This window comes from Clostridia bacterium (assembly GCA_026414765.1).
In the GTDB taxonomy this organism is placed as follows: Bacteria; Bacillota; Clostridia; order Acetivibrionales; family DSM-27016; genus SKW86.
This window is the reverse complement of record JAOAIJ010000028.1, coordinates 1-17,868: the sequence shown is the minus strand read 5'-3', so window position 1 is coordinate 17,868 and position 17,868 is coordinate 1. Positions and strand designations below refer to the sequence as shown.

The 17,868-nt window shown below is 40.3% G+C and carries 17 protein-coding genes; all 17 read right to left on the bottom strand.

Annotated elements, in window-relative coordinates; translation table 11 throughout:
* Positions 1-6: 6 nt before the first annotated feature.
* The gene (gene fliD, locus N3I35_11535) at positions 7-2,697 is read right to left on the bottom strand and encodes a flagellar filament capping protein FliD (GenBank protein MCX8130717.1); all 2,691 of its coding nucleotides are present in this window, start codon (positions 2,695-2,697) and stop codon (positions 7-9) included.
* Positions 2,698-2,701: 4 nt separating this feature from the next.
* Positions 2,702-3,079, bottom strand: a complete 378-nt coding sequence (locus N3I35_11530; protein ID MCX8130716.1) for a flagellar protein FlaG — start codon at positions 3,077-3,079, stop codon at positions 2,702-2,704.
* Between the two features lie 147 nt (positions 3,080-3,226).
* Positions 3,227-4,345 carry a LegC family aminotransferase gene (locus tag N3I35_11525; protein ID MCX8130715.1) on the bottom strand — a complete coding sequence of 373 codons (1,119 nt, stop codon included), beginning with the start codon at positions 4,343-4,345 and terminating at the stop codon, positions 3,227-3,229.
* 19 nt (positions 4,346-4,364) lie between these two features.
* Positions 4,365-5,357 (bottom strand): NAD-dependent 4,6-dehydratase LegB, encoded by a 993-nt coding sequence (locus tag N3I35_11520; protein ID MCX8130714.1) that lies wholly within the window; start codon positions 5,355-5,357, stop codon positions 4,365-4,367.
* A complete protein-coding gene (locus N3I35_11515; GenBank protein MCX8130713.1) occupies positions 5,341-6,420 on the bottom strand; it encodes a nucleotidyltransferase family protein in 1,080 nt (359 codons plus the stop codon). Before N3I35_11515 ends, N3I35_11520 begins: the two co-directional genes overlap by 17 nt.
* A gap of 32 nt (positions 6,421-6,452) precedes the next feature.
* Complete coding sequence (locus tag N3I35_11510) at positions 6,453-7,106, bottom strand: acetyltransferase (GenBank protein MCX8130712.1); 654 nt, start codon at positions 7,104-7,106, stop codon at positions 6,453-6,455.
* Between the two features lie 19 nt (positions 7,107-7,125).
* Entirely contained in the window at positions 7,126-8,295 is a 1,170-nt protein-coding gene (gene neuC, locus N3I35_11505) for a UDP-N-acetylglucosamine 2-epimerase (protein MCX8130711.1), read from the bottom strand.
* 32 nt (positions 8,296-8,327) lie between these two features.
* A complete protein-coding gene (locus N3I35_11500) occupies positions 8,328-8,708 on the bottom strand; it encodes a hypothetical protein (GenBank protein ID MCX8130710.1) in 381 nt (126 codons plus the stop codon).
* 19 nt (positions 8,709-8,727) lie between these two features.
* Positions 8,728-9,765: an N-acetylneuraminate synthase gene (gene neuB / locus N3I35_11495; protein ID MCX8130709.1), complete on the bottom strand. Its 1,038-nt coding sequence runs from the start codon at positions 9,763-9,765 to the stop codon at positions 8,728-8,730.
* 29 nt (positions 9,766-9,794) lie between these two features.
* Positions 9,795-11,255 (bottom strand): B12-binding domain-containing radical SAM protein, encoded by a 1,461-nt coding sequence (locus N3I35_11490; protein MCX8130708.1) that lies wholly within the window; start codon positions 11,253-11,255, stop codon positions 9,795-9,797.
* 28 nt (positions 11,256-11,283) lie between these two features.
* Positions 11,284-12,078, bottom strand: a complete 795-nt coding sequence (locus tag N3I35_11485) for an oxidoreductase (protein ID MCX8130707.1) — start codon at positions 12,076-12,078, stop codon at positions 11,284-11,286.
* A gap of 11 nt (positions 12,079-12,089) precedes the next feature.
* Complete coding sequence (locus N3I35_11480; GenBank protein ID MCX8130706.1) at positions 12,090-13,391, bottom strand: glutamate-1-semialdehyde 2,1-aminomutase; 1,302 nt, start codon at positions 13,389-13,391, stop codon at positions 12,090-12,092.
* Between the two features lie 3 nt (positions 13,392-13,394).
* On the bottom strand, positions 13,395-14,153 hold the full coding sequence (locus N3I35_11475) for a hypothetical protein (protein MCX8130705.1): 759 nt from the start codon (positions 14,151-14,153) through the stop codon (positions 13,395-13,397).
* Positions 14,154-14,232: 79 nt separating this feature from the next.
* Positions 14,233-15,243: a Gfo/Idh/MocA family oxidoreductase gene (locus tag N3I35_11470; protein MCX8130704.1), complete on the bottom strand. Its 1,011-nt coding sequence runs from the start codon at positions 15,241-15,243 to the stop codon at positions 14,233-14,235.
* Between the two features lie 14 nt (positions 15,244-15,257).
* A complete protein-coding gene (locus N3I35_11465) occupies positions 15,258-15,611 on the bottom strand; it encodes a hypothetical protein (protein MCX8130703.1) in 354 nt (117 codons plus the stop codon).
* Positions 15,595-17,493 carry a DUF115 domain-containing protein gene (locus N3I35_11460; protein MCX8130702.1) on the bottom strand — a complete coding sequence of 633 codons (1,899 nt, stop codon included), beginning with the start codon at positions 17,491-17,493 and terminating at the stop codon, positions 15,595-15,597. The genes N3I35_11465 and N3I35_11460 overlap by 17 nt, the downstream gene beginning before the upstream one ends.
* A gap of 188 nt (positions 17,494-17,681) precedes the next feature.
* Positions 17,682-17,868, bottom strand: a 187-nt coding sequence (locus tag N3I35_11455; GenBank protein ID MCX8130701.1) for a flagellin, incomplete at its 5' end; no start/stop codon positions are given.

The following is a 17,868-nucleotide window of genomic DNA, read 5'->3' as shown; positions in this document are numbered from 1 at the left end:
TTATTTTCACTGCCCTGCCTGAGCGGCAAACCATCCGCCTTGAGCATTCATTTGCGAGAGCATTCTTTCAAGATTGGAAAACTTAATATAATATTTATTTTCCTTATCAATAAGCCGGTCATTGATGTCGTCTATCTTTTTATTGTCCTGATCTATCTCTTTATAGAGCAAGCTTGTAAATTCCGAGATGTCTCCTATCATACCTGCCTTTTCCAATAAAGCACCCTTTTGCCCTTCATTGTTTCTCGTTGTCCTGATTGCATCCTGAATTATATCGTACAATCTTTGTGCCAGGCCTGATTCCTTATACCTCTCTGCCCTTTTTGCCTTGTCATTTAAAGCATCAGTATATGAAATTCCTGAGTCATCCTTTGTAAATAACTGGCTTACCTTATCGGGAGTTTTTGCGATTGCATCCCTCAGTTTCGTTTCATCAATTACCAGCTTACCCCTATCCTGATAGTAGCTGCTTGTAGTAATACCAATAGAAGCTAGTGTCTGGGGCAGTTTGGAACTTTCATCCGCCGAATCTGTGTATATGTTGTCATACAGTGCTTTACGCATGCTGTCCGCAACACTACTCAGTATGCTGTCCCCTCTAAGAAGGCCCGTCTTTGCTTTCTCCTCCCACTTTTTTATGTCGTCTTCCTTCATTGAGTCTCTTTGCTCATCTGTCAGGGGTTGGTATGCCCGTTCCCTTTTATCAGTAAGCTTCTTGTTTATTGTATCTACTACTTCATTGTATTTATTAACAAAGTTTTTTATTTTGGCAACCAGATCATCCGCATTTGCGTTGACATTAACAGTAACCTTAGTTAAAGCAGCATCAAATGATTTCAGACTGATTGAAAGTCCGCTTGCAGTGAAGTCATTTGTAGAACGTGTTACCAAAGTTCCATTATCCACTCCATCATTCGTGCTGTCGAGAGTGATGCTTGCATCTGTTCCCCTTACGGGTTCTCCACCCGTTTCCTGTGCTGTTGTCTTTATTCCTAATGCAGTAAAGAAATTATCTGCAGCATCGTCAGGATTATTAGTATTGTCTATTACTGAAGATGCACCTGTGGTTTTTGATTCCATTATAAACTTATCATTCAAGCTGTCGTACCGCAGCTTCACTCCGGCCTCACTATTGTTTATTTTCTCTATTACGCTGCCCAGAGTCTCAGATTTATCAACTGAAAAAGTAACAGTATTTATCCTGAATGTAAGCTTTGTATCAGTACCAAAGTTAAAAGGTGTAGCCAATCCTGCCTGGGCTGCATTCAGCGTTGATAAAGATTCCAGAGTCTCACCAAGGCCGATTCTGTTTATGCTATCCTGAGAGCTTGCGAATCCAAGTTCCTCCTTTAATCCTGCATCTCCATTTTCCAGCTTGATTTCACGGCCCGAGGTATTAGTGATATTAAGTTTGCCTCCGGAGATACTTACTGTAAAACCGGCAGCTCCCTGCGCACTCAATTGCTGTTGTATCTCCTGGCTTAGAGTTCTTCCATTGGCATCAGTGCTTGCATCACTGGTATAATTATATTGTAAATCTATAGTATATGTATTTTTTGTACTGGTAGCCGGGTTATAAGTAGAAATTTTAAAGCTTTTCCCTATATCGCTTACACTATAATCGATAGTCCCACTCAAAGGATTTATAACGCTGCTTCCAACCTTAGCCTTCGCTAACAGATCATTTGTGGTACCAGCCTTTATAGTTACCTTCCTCGAAGTATCTATTGAGATAAACTTAATTCTCTCAGGGTCATCCGGGTCTTTTACTGCCTGTAGATTAATGTCTAAACCGGCACCAACCAAAGCGGCATTTATGTTATTTAGAAGAGAATTCGTATCCGTTGCACCGCTTGCAACAGTAAGGTTGACTTCAGCTCCAGAGTCTATCTGTACGGTAAAGTTCCCTCCGCTGAAATCAGTTATGTCACTGCTGCTGGTAACGGAATTACCCTGTCCGCTGGCAAATCCCATAGATGCCACATAAGTGTTTGTACTGTCCGATACACTTACCGTGCTGCTTGAAGTAGCAGGCCTGAATGTCAGTGTATGTCCGGCATTATTACCTGTAACAGTAATTTTACCTTTGCCGAAGGCATCGTTTAAAAGCTTCTGAAGCCCATCGGTTGCAAGAGTCGGGTCAGCATTATTTGTTGCAAATGTTTGCTCACTATATGCAGAATAATCTTTATCCAGTATAATGGTCTTTCTTATACCATCAAGGGTTATCGTAAATTCTTTCCCCTGCCTCATGGCAGTCATATCAACCGTACCACTGCCTGTTATGCCGTTATAGCCCCTGCTTATACCCGTACTTCCATTCTTTATTGCATTTGTGGCCAGAGAGTTTACTACAATGCTATATGTGCCCGGAACCGCACCACTTCCTGCTGTCGCAGTAAGGATTTCCGGTTTTGATGAAGTTGCTCCTGTAGCCGTAAAAGCACCTTCAGACCTGAAGTTGGTACTCGGCTTCAATACATCAAAGTATTCATCCCTGAATCCCCGGAGAAGATTGGTAACCGATCTGTAATCATCTCTTTGCCATTCTTTTAGCTGTTTCTGCTGCTTAACCTTATCTACCTTTGCCCGCTCCACGCTCATAAGCTTCTGAACCATGCCCTCTACGTCCAGACCGGTAGACATGCCCGTCATTCTAAGTTTATTATTCAATATATTCGATATATTGCTGGCCATTCAATCACCTTCTCTCATCTACCATAATGCCTGCCATTTCCCACATTTTAGCTACCATATCAAGAATTTTTTCAGGTGGTATTTCTCTTATAACTTCATTAGAATCAGAGTCGATGACTTTAACCATTATTTCTTTTGTTTTCTCATGAATAGAAAATTCAAACTTCCTGTTTGCTCCGGATATGGCTTTATTAGCTTTCTCAATAGCTTCTATCACCACTTTCTCAGATATAGGTAACTCCTGCTTTTCCATATTTGTCAAGTGCAATTTATTGGTAACCTGTTCGGTATCTTTTGTATCTTTGGTATCAATATTTGTTTCCCTGATATCCTGTGTTTTTGAAATCACCACTCTGGAAGCATCCATGCCATCAATCTTCATAATATCCCTCCGTGCATATGTCATACTAAAAATACTTATGATTGTTTAAAATATATATCGGATAAAAAATGCCGGAGGTTTAGCATGAATATTGAATTTCTCAGATTTACCGCCCAAAAACCAGAAACATTTGTATACCGGCTGTTTTTATTTTTTTACTTTAACCAATGAGTCATAGATATAATCGATATCCTCTTTCTTCAAAGATACAGAGCTGGGCAGGTTTATCCCCTTCTCCGTTAGCTCTTCCGTAATATCCATATTCCCATATCTGTAATTGATATATGGTTTCATTTTATGTACAGCTTTAAAGAATGGCCTTGTTTCTACACCCTTCTCCATTAATTTTTTGATCAAGTCATCTCTGGTGATTCCAAAACTGTCATCTATAACTACAGAGTACAGCCAGTGGCAATTTCTTATGTTTTCCTTACCGGAGGAAAGTGTTATGCCGCTGATATTTTTAAGTAAGCCATCATAGTAAGCTGCATTGTTTTTCTTTATCTCAATATATTCATTAATTTTTTCTAGCTGAGCTACTCCCATAGCTGCAAGTAGGTTTGGCATCCTGTAATTATATCCTATTTCAGGATGGAAAAACGCCTTGTTTTCCTCAACAAGCTTTGCCTGGGTGCTAAGAAATTTAGCTGTATCTCCCAGCTTATCAGAGTTTGTTGCTAGCATCCCTCCTGCCCCTGTAGTTATAAGTTTGTTACCGTTAAAACTAAAGCAGCCGATGTCTCCTATAGTACCTGCTTTCATCCATTGCCCGCCTGAAGTTTTGTACTCGGAGCCCAGAGCCTCCGTTGCATCCTCTATAATAAAAAGGTTATACTTTTTAGCCAACTGTAACAAGGGCTCCATATCTACAAGATTTCCGTACAGATGTACCGGAAGAACAGCCTTTGTTTTTTCCGTAATAAGATTTTCAATCTTCCTTACATCCATTACAAAAGTATCCCTGCATACATCTACAAATACGGGTTCAGCGCCGGTATAAATGATAGGGTTCACTGACGCTATGAAAGTCATAGAAGGCACAATGACCTCATCCCCTGACCCTATCCCCAACACCTTGAGTGCAAGATGCAAAGCAGCCGTACCATTAACCGTTACAACTGTCTTTTTTGCTCCGGTATATTCACTAAACCGCTCTTCAAACAAGTCGACATACTTCCCGGCAGAAGAAACCCAATTAGTGTCAAGGCACTCCTTTATATACTTCCATTCATTTCCACATATTTCCGGAACGCTTAAAGGTATCATAACCTATTCCCCTTAGTCATCAAACATTATAAATGCCTGTTTTAAAATAATGCATATTATTCCTGATCCATTCGACGGTTTCCCTTAACCCCTCATCAAGTGTGTATTCAGGAAACCATCCCAGCACTTGCTTTGCCCTTTCATTGTTGCTCCACAGCCTGTTAACTTCACTTTTTCCAGGCCTTCTGCGCTCTTCCTCACACTCGATTGAAACCCTGGCATCTGTGATAGAAATTATTTTCTCAACTAAACCCCCGATAGAAATTTCACTGTTTGTCCCCAGGTTGATCACCTGACCGATGCTTTCATCAGATTCCGCCATTTTTATGAAACCTCTTGCAGTATCCTTTACAAAAGTAAAATCCCTCGTAGGCGACAAAGCGCCAAGCTTGATAGTCTCTTCACCCGATATTATCTGTGAGATGATTGTTGGGATTACCGCCCTTGCAGACTGTCTGGGTCCATATGTATTAAAGGGTCTTATTGTAGCTACAGGCAAATCATAAGCGCTGTAGTAGCTTTCAGCAATCTTATCTGCCCCGATTTTGCTTGCGGAATACGGGGATTGGCCCTGTAAGGGGTGTTTCTCATCTATGGGTACATACTGGGCAGAACCATACACCTCACTGGTTGATGTATGTATTACCTTTTGAATACCATGTACTCTGCATGCTTCAAGAACATTTAGCGTGCCTTCCACATTCGTCCTTACGTATGCCGCCGGTGACTGGTAGGAATAAGGAATGGCTATCAATGCTGCCAGGTGGAAAACTACTTCTTTTCCATTGATTATTTTATTCATATTGTCATATTCCCGTATATCACCTGTATATACCTGGATTTGACTTTTTATACTGCTGTCAAGAACCTCCAGCCAGCCCCAGTTGTTAAACGAATTGTACTGTACAAGAGCTGTAACACTGGCACCCATATTAACCAGCATTTCTGTCAGGTGGCTTCCAATAAACCCCTCCGAACCCGTAACCAGAACTCTTTTATTCTTTAGCTGCACTTATCTCACCTCTGAATTGATTGTCATAGTCCATATTTGCCTGATTATAGTCGTCTATCTGGCCTATATCCATCCAATATTCGGTGATGGGAAAGCTGCCGATTTTCTTCTTTTTCTCCAGATAGATATTTATCAATTGTGTTATGTCAAAATACTCATCCTCCGGTATGAATTCTATAGCATCGGGATTAAGGCAGTACATACCCCCGTTTATAAAGAAATTCATACACGGCTTTTCTTTCAGTTCTACCACATTCTCATCTGTAATGCTCACTACCCCATAGGGTATCTGCATATCGTATTTCTTCGTTCCAATGGTTATAATATTGTCGTTTCTTACATGGTACTTCATGAACTGTTCAAAATTAAGCCTTGTAAGAATGTCCCCGTTAATTACAAAGAAAGGCTTGTCCAGATACTGCTCCGCTAGTCTTATTGCCCCTGCAGTCCCCATGCGTTTCTTTTCACTGATGTATTTTATATTCACACCGAAATTTGAACCGTCCTGAAAATAGTTTTTTATTATTTCAGCTTTATAATTCAGACTCAGGATAATATTCGTATATCCATATGATTTCAGTTGTTCTATAATAGTCTCTATTATCGGTTTTGCGCCTACGGTAAGCATTGGTTTAGGTATATCCTTCGTTAAAGGATACAGCCTTGTTCCCAATCCGCCAGCCATAATCACAGCCCAGTTTTCTTTTGAGCTTTTCTGGTACAGGTCACTGACAAATACTATATCTATAACTCTCATATTGTCATCCAATACGGGTAATTGATTGATTGATTTTTGCTGATATATGGTTTGTACCAGAGTATTGGTAAATCCAGGAGTCAGAAATATAAAATGCTCATTCATGATGGATTTTATAGCCTCATCAAGATGTATGCCCTTCAGAATGGCTCTCCTTATATCCCCGTCCGTAATTGTCCCCAGCAGTCTTTCATTATGGTCGATAACCAGAGCGATTCCCTTGGCATTTTTTTCTATGACTTCCATGGTATTTTTCAATGTAGTATCAGGTTTTATAAACAATTTCTCTATATCAAGGTTTTTCACAACTGCTCCCCCTCGGCTCCGAATCGGGCATTTTACGGCTTCTCGATAGTATTTTGCCTGATAATCCGGGCAGGCACTCCCACACAAACTGAAAAGTCGGGGATATCTCCGGTTACAACTGCTCCGGCACCAACTATGCAGTGTTTTCCTATTTTTACATTTTGGATAACAGTAGCTCCAATTCCTATATGGGAGCCTTCTCCTGCTATTACACCTCCTGCAAGCTTTGCACCCGGTGATATGTGTACATGATCCTGAATTATGCAATCATGCTCGATAATGGAAGCGGTATTAATTATAGTATTATTGCCTAAAACCGAATCAGCGTGTATTATAGCGCCGTCCATGACAACGTTTCCCCTGCCTGTCCTGACTGATGGTGATACTATAGCACTTCTGCTTACAGAATTGACCATATCAAACCCGATACATGAAGCATACTCATACAGTTTCTTCCTTAACATACTGTTTCCTGTGCTCCCCACAGTAACTAATGCCCGGTTAACTCCATTGTTATATATATATCGTAACTTTTCGTCATTTCCTATAACACTTATTCCATGATACTGAGACCCGTGTTTGCTGTAATCACTATCCGTAATACCGGCAATCTCATAGAATTCTTTAATTATTTCAATTACTACCTTGCAGTGTCCCCCGGCACCTATAAGAATAATCTTTTCCATCGGTCCACCATCCTGCTTTCTAATACTTGTTGTAAAACTTCTTCTTCAGCAGATTTTTATCCCTGAAATCAAAAGACTTCAGTATATCAACTATTCTTTCAGCAGTTTTACCGTCTCCATAAGGATTTTTCATGCCGGAAACAGACTGAATAAAATCTTCTGACAATGCTTTTTTTATAGCATTTATGATCTCTCCCCTGGAGCATATGCAGTCTATCACGTTATTCGGTTTGAATCTTCCCTGCTGCCTGTCACCGATATTTACAACCGGCAGTTTAAAGGATGCACTTTCAATAATTCCGCTCGACGAGTTGCCTATCATGAATCTTGCATGCTCCATAGTGCTCAGATATGCTTTTTGCCCCAAATTTTTAATAATTTTGAATCTATCTGAATATTTTTCTGCATACTCATAGATTGTCTTATATACGGAAGTTCCTCCCACATCAGAGTTTGGCATTGTAACTATTGTAAAAACAGGGCTTGCAAGTAAAGCTTCTAGAACCTCCTTCACCTGCTGTGATGCAGAGTCATAATCATCAAGGGTTACGGGGTGATATGTCATAATTGCAGTCGGATTTTCGAAATCAGCACCGGTATACAGGGAAAGCTCCCTTTTATTCATCAGCTCAATATTCCTTACATTATCTATTCCCAAGGCTCCAACAGCAAAGACTCTGTCAGGGCTTTCACCCATCTGAATAATCCGTTGCCTGTATAAATCTATGGATGGGAAATGTATTAATGACATTTTTGTGACTGAATGGCGGATAACCTCATCTACAGCACCATAAGTAACTTCCCCTCCATGGATATGTGCGACCGGTACCCTGAAGATGGCCGCAGACATGCAAACGGGCCATAGTTCGTAGCGGTCACCGAGTACAATAATCAAGTCAGGTTTCTCAGCCGCAAGAATATCAGAAAAAGCTGAGAGTCCGGCAGCCATTGAATTACAAACATCCCTTCCAGTATCCCCTGTCATAGGCATTTCTACCATATGACCTATTACTATACCGTCATCCTGTAATTTTTGTATGGTATTCCCGTGGAGTTGGGAAAGGTGGTTTCCTGTAGCTGTAACAATTGTTTCAAAGCCCGTATCTTCATTAAGCTTGACAATCAAAGGGTAAAGGAGCCCGTAGTCTGCCCTCGAAACAGTAACTACCATGGTTCTGAGTCTTTTCATATGCAAATCTCCAAACGCATATATTGGGTATTTTAAGCAAAGAGCCTGTTTTCAACTAATTCATCCAGCTTTTTTTCCCAACTAAATATAACTGGTTTCAAGTCATCTGTCAGAAATCCACCCATCATAGTGGTGTCCTTAGTCTCCAAAGCGCTTTCCATCTTTGTTATGAGCAGAGTCATACCATCTTGTCCAATAATTACATTGCATGCCTCCTGCACATCCTTTGTAAGACTGAAGGCTTCTGCAAGCCACTCCAAACCCTCTTTCAAATCAGAGCACATTTGAAACGCCGAATCCTTATTGTCTTCTCTAAACTTATCACAAATGCTGTCTATACCCGGTATTACTCTCTTAATATAATCACGGGCACTTAACAAGGTTTCTTTCTTTAAGTCTAAATTTTCACACATTTATAAACACGCTCCCTTACTATAGTTCAATATCACTCCAGTTTATATTCTCTTCAGCTTGGATATCCCTTTTAGCCACCTTTCCGATCACATCATAAATATATTTTGGCTCTATGCCGCTAAACGGTCTCTTGATATCAAGGTCTGTCATTCCTATTTTATGCCCTTTAGGAATATTTCTTCCGGCAACGATAGATTTTCTTGCCAATGCCAGATTTTGAAGCTCTCCCTGTGTAGGCTTTTTGATCCCGTTGCCAAGAGCCTTCTCTATATTTCTTATGCCTTCAACCATCATTTTTAGCTCAACAGGGTTCAGTGACGCCTTATGATCAGGCCCTTCCATCGTCTTATCCAGAGTAAAATGCTTTTCAATAATACATGCTCCCAGTGCAGCAGCAGCCAGAGGCACTTCTATTCCAACGGTATGGTCAGAGTACCCTACAGGGATTTTGAAAGCCTCCTTCATAGTTTCCATTGCTTTCAGATTAACCTCAGGATAAGGTGTAGGGTAATTTGTAGTACAGTGCAGCAGCGCCAGATGTTTTACTCCCGCCTTCCTCATCCATAAGACCGCTTCTTCCGTTTCCTTAATATCTGCCATTCCCGTTGACAAAATTACGGGTTTACCCTTTGCTGCCACATACTGCAGCATTGGCATGTTAGTCAGGTCTCCTGAGCTGATTTTGAATATCCCTACCCCTAGTTCATCAAGCAAATCAACACTTTCAGAATCAAAGGGAGTAGACAAAAAGACAATCCCCTTATTTTTGCAATAACTAAACAGTTTTACGTGATCCTCATAGGTTAATTCCAGCCTCCTGAGCATCTGATACTGGGACTCGCTGCTTCCTGTAGCCTCTTTCTGATACTGTGCTTTTTCTGCACTTTTCGTTACTAGTTTATCGGCATGAAATGTCTGAAACTTTACCGCGTCCGCTCCGGCCGCAAAAGCAGCATTAATAAGCTCAATTGCCAGCCTCAGGTTGCCATTGTGATTTACTCCGGCCTCAGCGATTATAAAAGTCCCTTTTTTCAGAATCTCATCAAAAGATTTCATTTCATCCTCCGGTTGCTGTTTCTGCATTTTTATTTCCTGTCTCTATCTATATGTGCAATGTGCTTTGCTTCTTCCCTGGTATAAATTCTCGCTCCCCTAAATTTATCGATTTTTCCGGTGTAGAGATCACTGAAGTTCCGTATCAGATGTTCAGCAGCATCCATATCACCGCTTGTATTCCTGAAGTGATCAAGAATAAGCCCCCTGTTAACTTCCAGAAGCAGTTCATATACCCTGTCAATCGGCAAATCGGTAAAATTTACTGTTACGAGATCAGAATTCTTAAATTTATTAAAGAAATCTTCCGGGCCTCTTAACAAACCTTTTTCTATGGCATAGTAATAGAGATCGCAACCCGGATAGGCTGTTACAGGTCTGATGGTCCTGATCTGATCATAAGTATTGTATTTAGTGATAAATGCAGCATTATCCCTTAAGGTCTGCTCGTTATCGCCCGGCTCTCCCCATATACAATTAAGGCCTATTCCAAGTCCTACTTTGTTTGCGATCTCTGCAGCCTTCATATTCTCTTCTACCGTAGTATTTTTATTCATTATATCCAGAACCTTTTGTGAGGTTGATTCAAATCCTATGTTAACAAATACACATCCACATTCCTTTAATAAAGCCGCCATCTCTTCATTAAATATATCTACCCGGCAGTTTACGTCAAACTTGATCTTTAATCCGTTCTCATCCAGCAGCCTTTTAAATTCCATCATTCTCTTTCTGGATAATATGAACAACTCATCCTGGGTATTGAAGTAAGTAACACCATATCTTGTGTTAAGCAGTTTCATTTCCTCAATAAGGTTTTCTACACTCCTTACCCTGATGCCCTTCTCCATTCGGTAACAGAAGTTGCATCTGTTTGTACAGCCCCTGCTGGATATTATGGTTATAGCCCTTTCATCGTCCTTCATTGCAGCATTCTTAACCGATGTAGTATACCTGTCCATAGGGAATAAATGCCACGCAGGAAAAGGTATGCTGTCCAGATCCGTTACCGGATTCCTTCTTGGATTAATTGTTACGCTATCACCCTCCCTGAAAGCGATACCTTTAACCCTGGATAAGTCACCATTATTCAGTTTGCATTCCATAAGCTCTATGATAGTCTCTTCACATTCACCCATACCTACAATATCTGCACCCGTTGTCTTTAAGACATATTCAGGGATAGGGCTTGGACCATGACCGCCCAACTGCAACCAGGCACTTTTTTTATGCAGGTTTATAGTCTTGCATAAATCTATAACTGTTTCCTTAAAACGTGCTGCCAGAAAATTCAAACCTATCAGATCGAATTCTTTTTCATCCAGGTACGCAGCAAGCTGGTCATTAGTATAGTGGAATATATCCATACAATAGGTTTCTACCTCATGCCCTGCCTTCTCAAGGCAGGCAGCTATATACGCAGGCCCAAGCTGAAATACATTATCTTCCTGATATAAATCGTGAATAATTATAAGCGCCTTACCTTTTTTCACTGACTTTCCTCCCCAATATATAGTTGATTTACCATGCACTCCAACCGCCATCGATAACCAGATTTTGCCCTGTCACATAACTGGACATATCACTCAGAAGATAAATAACTCCCCCTACGATTTCTTCAGGCTTACCCATCCTTCCCATAGGTGTCCTGAGGCTATAGTTTTCTACAAATGGTTGAGGCTGGTTGTTGTGTATCCCCCCCGGTGAAATGCAGTTAACTCTGATTTCATATTTTGCGAGCCTGGTAGCAAGATACCGGGTAAAATTAACTATGCCACCCTTTATGACCGAATACTCCGCCGGCATAGTCATGCTTGTCCCTTCATAAATGCTAAAATCCGGGCCCAATATACCGTATATGGAACCCAGATTGACAATACTTCCTTTATTTTGAGTCATCATTACCTTTGAAACTTTGTGTATCACATTAAAATATCCGTTAAGATGCATATCTATGTTTTCCCGCCAGCTATGGAAATTCAGGTTCTCATAGGTGGTACCATAGGTTTTGTTTCTGGGATAAGCACTATTGACAAGACCATCCGTTTCTCCCAGCTTGTCCTTAATAACCTCAAGCATCCTGCCTACAGAATCTTCAGAAGTAATATCCAGCTTACATGGCAAAGCCTCAACTCCATATACACTTCTCAATTCTGCTGCAAATTCAGAAGCGTCTTCAAAATCAATATCTGCAACGGCTATATTCCCGCCAAACTCAGCAATACCTTTGCAGAATTCCTTCCCTAAAAGTCCGCAAGCCCCTGTTACTATTATATTTCTATCTCTAAGGCTGATTTTATCCGAATATTTGCTCAATTACACACCTCTCAGTTGAATTTTCTAAAGACAGGCTTAATAGGTCTTCCCTCCAGGTACTTGCCTATCCCCTCATCCAGTGCTTTTTTATATACTACAAGCGCCTTCCGCACAGCATCAAGGGTGATGTCCAATTCTTTCTGCGTATGTGAGTAGCTAAGGGCAATCCACGGCATAAGTACCTTATTCTTTATCATTTCCTGTGAAAATAAAGTTCTGAATTCCAGTGATGTTCCCCCGCTATTATCTTTACATATATAGTTCGGACTGGCAGCCGTTCCTTCAACATAGAATTTGTCCTCAATGCCAAGCTCTCTTGAAATACCATTCATTCCATTTGATAGCTTTGCACCGTATTCCCAGAGGTGCCCGACAACATTCAATTCCTTATAGGTACTGATTGTTTCCTTAAGCGCAGCCATACCGCACATTTCTGCACCATGCGTCGTGGATATCAGAAATACCCTTTCCCTGTCATGTGAAAGTCCACCAAGATTCATAAACTCCTTCTTCCCCAGTAATGCGGCTACAGAAAAACCATTTGCCATACCTTTTCCAAATGTACACATATCGGGCACAATACCGTAATAATGCTGGGCACCTTTTAAATCCCACCGGAAGCCCGTTATCATTTCATCCAGAATAAATACAGTTCCATTCTTTTTACATAAGTCTCTCAGCTTATGGAGAAAATCATACTGCGGCTCCACTGTAGTAGCCGGCTCCAGTATTACGCAGGAAATCTGATCCGGATACCGGGAAAACATCCTCTCAACAGAAGCTATATCATTAAAATCAAACTGTATTGTAAGATTTTTAGTGTCTTCGGGAACCCCCGAGGACATAAGGGTATCCCCAATAAACCAGTCATCGTATGAGAAAAACGGATGCTGCGCACATCTGGCAACGTATTTTCTTCCGGTATATGCCCTTGCAAGCTTTACTGCGGCAGATGTGACCGTGGAACCGTTCTTGCCGAACTTAACCATATCCATTTCATCAATAAGGCCTGCCATTTCCTCTGCAGCTTCAACCTCTGTTTTAGAAGCACGGGTAAGATTATTACCATCATAGATTGCATTAATTGCAGCCCGCGCGATCTTTTCATACCCGTATCCCACAGTTACAGCTCTTAGAGCCATACCATAGTCCAGAAACATATTGCCATCAACATCCCAGACATAGCATCCCTTGCCTTTTTCAAGTACAGGAGGAGCATTCAGCGGGTATTGGTCATCTCCCCTGCTGTAGGTATGAGCCCCGCCGGGAATATATTTATGAGCTTTTTCCTGGTAGATTTTATTCTGTGACATGATTTATCGACCTTCTTCCGCTTTTTTTGTATTATAATTCTCCCAGTATCTTTTGTCTACGTGGGAATTAATGGCCGCTACATCCGGATTAGCTTTCAGGTAGTCCAAAATCTCTTTATGGCTGATATGCTTTCCGTCTTTAAAGACATCTTCTATAATTTTTTTAAATACCGTGAGATCCTCATCATAATCGAGGCTAAGTCGTACATCCATCATATCTTCAGCAATAGGAGGGAATTCATATACTCTGAATGCCTCCTTGTTATTTATCAACTGTCCCCATCCTGTGTCCAGCTTCTTCCTTTTGAATCCTTCCATTATCCGGTCCAATACCTTTTTCCTGTACCCCATGGAATTGACTCCAAAGGGCAAATGTACTGATTTATACACATCGTATTCAGGCAGCTGTTGTGCCATCTCAATGTTTTTGACTATATAGGAAGGATCACAAAGGATATCGTCACCATCAACATTTACTATAAAATCAAATTTATATTTTTCCGCACATTCCCAGTGCCGTTTTACTATATTTTCGGGATCACCTTGAAATAAATCGGCACCATACTGCCTCGCAAGCTTCTCAAGACGTAAATCTTCAGGTAAGGTCGTAGTACAAATAATGAGTTTGCCATACCCCTCGGCTGCATGCTTAACTCTCTCGACAAGATATGAGATTATGGGCCTGCCTTTGACTTCAAGCAGTGCCTTTCCAGGCAGCCTTGTAGAGCCCGTCCTTACGGTGAAAAAAATTCCTGTCTTCACGTTTCAATCACTCCTAGCGGCGAAATTATTTTAACAGCCCACGTTGATAAAAATACATCGTTTTATGTTATAAGGCTGCTCAGTATGTTTGCACTCTACCTGCCTCATTTGCCTGTTCAATCCCGTAGAGATACTGCAGCAATTTATAATCTTCCTCAAGAGTATTTGGAAATTCGCTTTTCCCGGTAATTGCATCAATAAAGCTGCCTATTTCGTTTATATACATTTCTTCTATTATATTGGCGTTATAGCCGTTTTCCACACTTCCTTCAGGCTCATGGTAGTATTCCCACTGCCCGCTCGCAGCTAAATAAACCTCTACACTCTTTTTGTTCCAATCCCATTGTATCTGACCATCTAATCCGTTCAGTATCAATCTTCTGACGGCATACCGGGAAACAACGTCCACAAGCAGTGTACCTGTCAGACCGTTTTTGTATTTGATACAGGAGGCATAAACATCATCTATATCTATTCCCAGATTTACTGTCTTTTCATTAAAGCCACATATGGAAGAAATATCTCCAAAAATCCAGTTTAGCCAGGCAAGCTCAAAAGGCACTATTTCTCTGCAGCCGCCTGTTTCTTTCTTTGAAACATAAAAGTCTTTAATATCCTCCCAGGGATGCCAGTCAGGAAGGTATTGTCCTGAATGGTAAGTAAAATTGGATATTTTCCCTATTTTGCCCGATGTAACCATATCCTTTATTAAGCATATTGAAGGATGAAACCTAAGAGTACAGGAAGGACATATCCTGATAGCTTTATTGCTTTTGCTTTTTTCTATCAGTTCTTTCATTCCCTCGTCTACAACACTTGCTTCAATGAAACTGTGTATTCCTGCTTCGTAAGCCCTGCCGGCATATTCCATATGCTTGTCCGGCGGAACAGAAATGATGAAGGCAGTTATATTATTTATATCTTCTACTTTATCAATGGTTTGGTATGTCCTTACTCCGTATTTTTCTTCAGCCTCCTTGCACCTGTCTTGCCGCAGGTCAATGCCTATTATATCTTTTTGATTATTCGCCAGTAAATTCCTAATTCTGCGCTTACCCATGGAACCCAATCCAATAACTGCAAACTTCATAAGCAACGTCCTTTCTATGAGTTCACTTTTTCAAGCTGATCTGCGTATTCGTTCAAAGCAGAACTAAAATCAAAGAGAAGCAAGTCTACTACTGCCTGAGGGTTATTATGCTCAAAGGAGTCTATAACCTTCATCATAAGTTCATTGACTCTATCCAGATCAAAAGCTTTTGACTCAAATATATCCCTGTCAAACACACCCGAAAAAACTATTACCCTTTCCAGTAAGCTGTCTGTTCCAAGAAAAGTCTTTTTTGCATCCAGAAAATTTGCATTGTAGATTTTCTTAACAACTTCAAAGTAAACGTCATTCAGCTCCTGAATAGTTTCTATTATACTCTGTATATGATTTTTATCCGGTCTGTCCATAAACATCATCCCATTCTTTTAGTGATTTGAGCTCTTGCAGCGTTTTTTCGACAAGTTCCCTTATAATCCTTATTCTCATGTGTATTTCATTAAACTGCATCTCAAGACCCTGGTATAGGACCTTAAGCTTTTCAGCTACTTCTTTTTCTTCCTTTGCTTTTATCTCATATGCGTTTTTTATGTTATATATCATTTCAAAGGACTGAAGCCATATGAGATAGTTGTAGGCCATGTTTTTCTCCATCTTCTCGGTTATCTTGTTTATTTTACTTCTTAAGTCGGCAGCTTCAGAATTCCCATTTTCAAGACGCTTGAATATCCTCTGGAGAAGCTCAATCCTTGACTTTGACATCCTCTCAATCTTTTTGAACTCTGTCTGTGATGAATCAAGGAAATGCTTGACGTTTTTTTTGTTTTCCCTCTCTCTGCAAAGGCTTTGTGTATGTATATCCATAAGCCTTGCCTTGATATTCCTGTCCTCTTTGCAGTATCTGCGGATAGCCTCGCTGAAACTCATGTTTTCCGCCCCTTGTATGGGAAGTCCACCCTCTGTAGCATTAATAACTTTCAGACCAGTAGAGTGTGTTTCATTTGCCCTTATATAGTCCTCAAACCATTTGTGTATGGTGCTGAAAACCCTGTTAGTGAATACATCGTCTCCGAATATATCTTTCTTCTTTATAAAATCCGGACCATCCGACTTTAAAACCTCAGTTGTTATTTCCTTCCTGTCCCATACGCCTTCAGAATGCGTGACATTGCCTGTAAAGCACAGATCCTGTCCGATAAGTACTATAGGATTGCAGCCAAGCTTTGCGAGAAAATCCATAGCCACATTTGCACAGGACCCTCCGCTTCCGATTGTAGTGCTGGATATGGAGTTGACTTTTTCATAGTATTCTACACTCATCTCTGAGGATACTTTAAAATGGAGCTTTGGGCCCTTGTACTTTTCTATACAATCGAAGTGAACGTTCATTATGTGTGCAAACAGTATGGAGTTATCCTTTACTGCGTTATATTCATCACTCATGAGCTGTGATCCATCTACAGCCAGCATGATATGCGGTATTATCCCGCTTGCATCAAGAGCATTTATTGATGAGCCTGCGGATACAACCACTGCTTTGTCAAGTATATCCTTAAGCAGATGCATGTTTTTCTTCAAGGAAGGTCCTGAGGATACAACTATGCCGGGAACTCCTTTAAATTTTTCCTTAAAGTCGTCAAAACCTGACTCAAAAGGATAGTGCCTCAGGTTTTTAAATATATTTATCATCCAGGAATTGTTATATTTTATTAATGTTTTCAGATTTACGGAATACCTCATAAAAAAATCTACATATCCCTTTGTAATATATGTCCAATCTTCAGAGTATTCGGCAATGTAGGTAGGAAGACCTATAAAAGTAACCTTATATATTACAAAAGTAGTAAAAAGATGAATCAGACTGTCTACAATGCTTTGCCTGTCATCACTTAAAAGAAACATTACGTTTTTAGAATAAAGCTTCTCTAAATCCTGCACTTTCAGTAACTCACAGAATACATCAAAATTCGGCTCGTAAAAAATCTTGTTCTTTTCAGGAAAACTCTTGCACATCTCATTTATATGATGTCCCATGCCTATACCGAAAACAAAAATAGTATCATAATCTTCCTCATTAAGCATTATAGACATTATTTGCCCGTCTATGTCAGGACTATATATACTATGGGCAGGCTTGCCATTTAGCAAAATGTTATGATGACTCGCATTCCCTATATATTCTGCATTTACTTCATCCTTACAGTGTTTATCCAGAAGCTGTCTGTATCTTTTATATACTTGAGGCAGTTCCCTCTCTAAAAAATCAAGATTCTTTTGAATTAAGTTTTCCATAATCCACCCTTATATACTAAGTTATATATGAATTATCGGCATAACAGCCGATTTATATTATCATTATAAAATAAAAAATGACCAGCATATGCTGGTCATTTTTACCGGCCTAATATTTATGAATGTGACAAACAAATTATCCATTTATTTGCCTGGAATGAAAAACCTTAATAAGATTTTCCTTCAGATTACCTTAATAACTGGAGAACTCCCTGCGGAGCCTGGTTAGCCTGCGCCAGCATAGCTGTAGCAGCCTGGTTCAGGATGTTGTTCTTGGTGTACTTCATCATTTCCTGAGCCATATCTACGTCACGTATTCTGGACTCTGATGCCTGCAGGTTTTCTGCCGCAGTATCAAGGTTTGCTATAGTATGC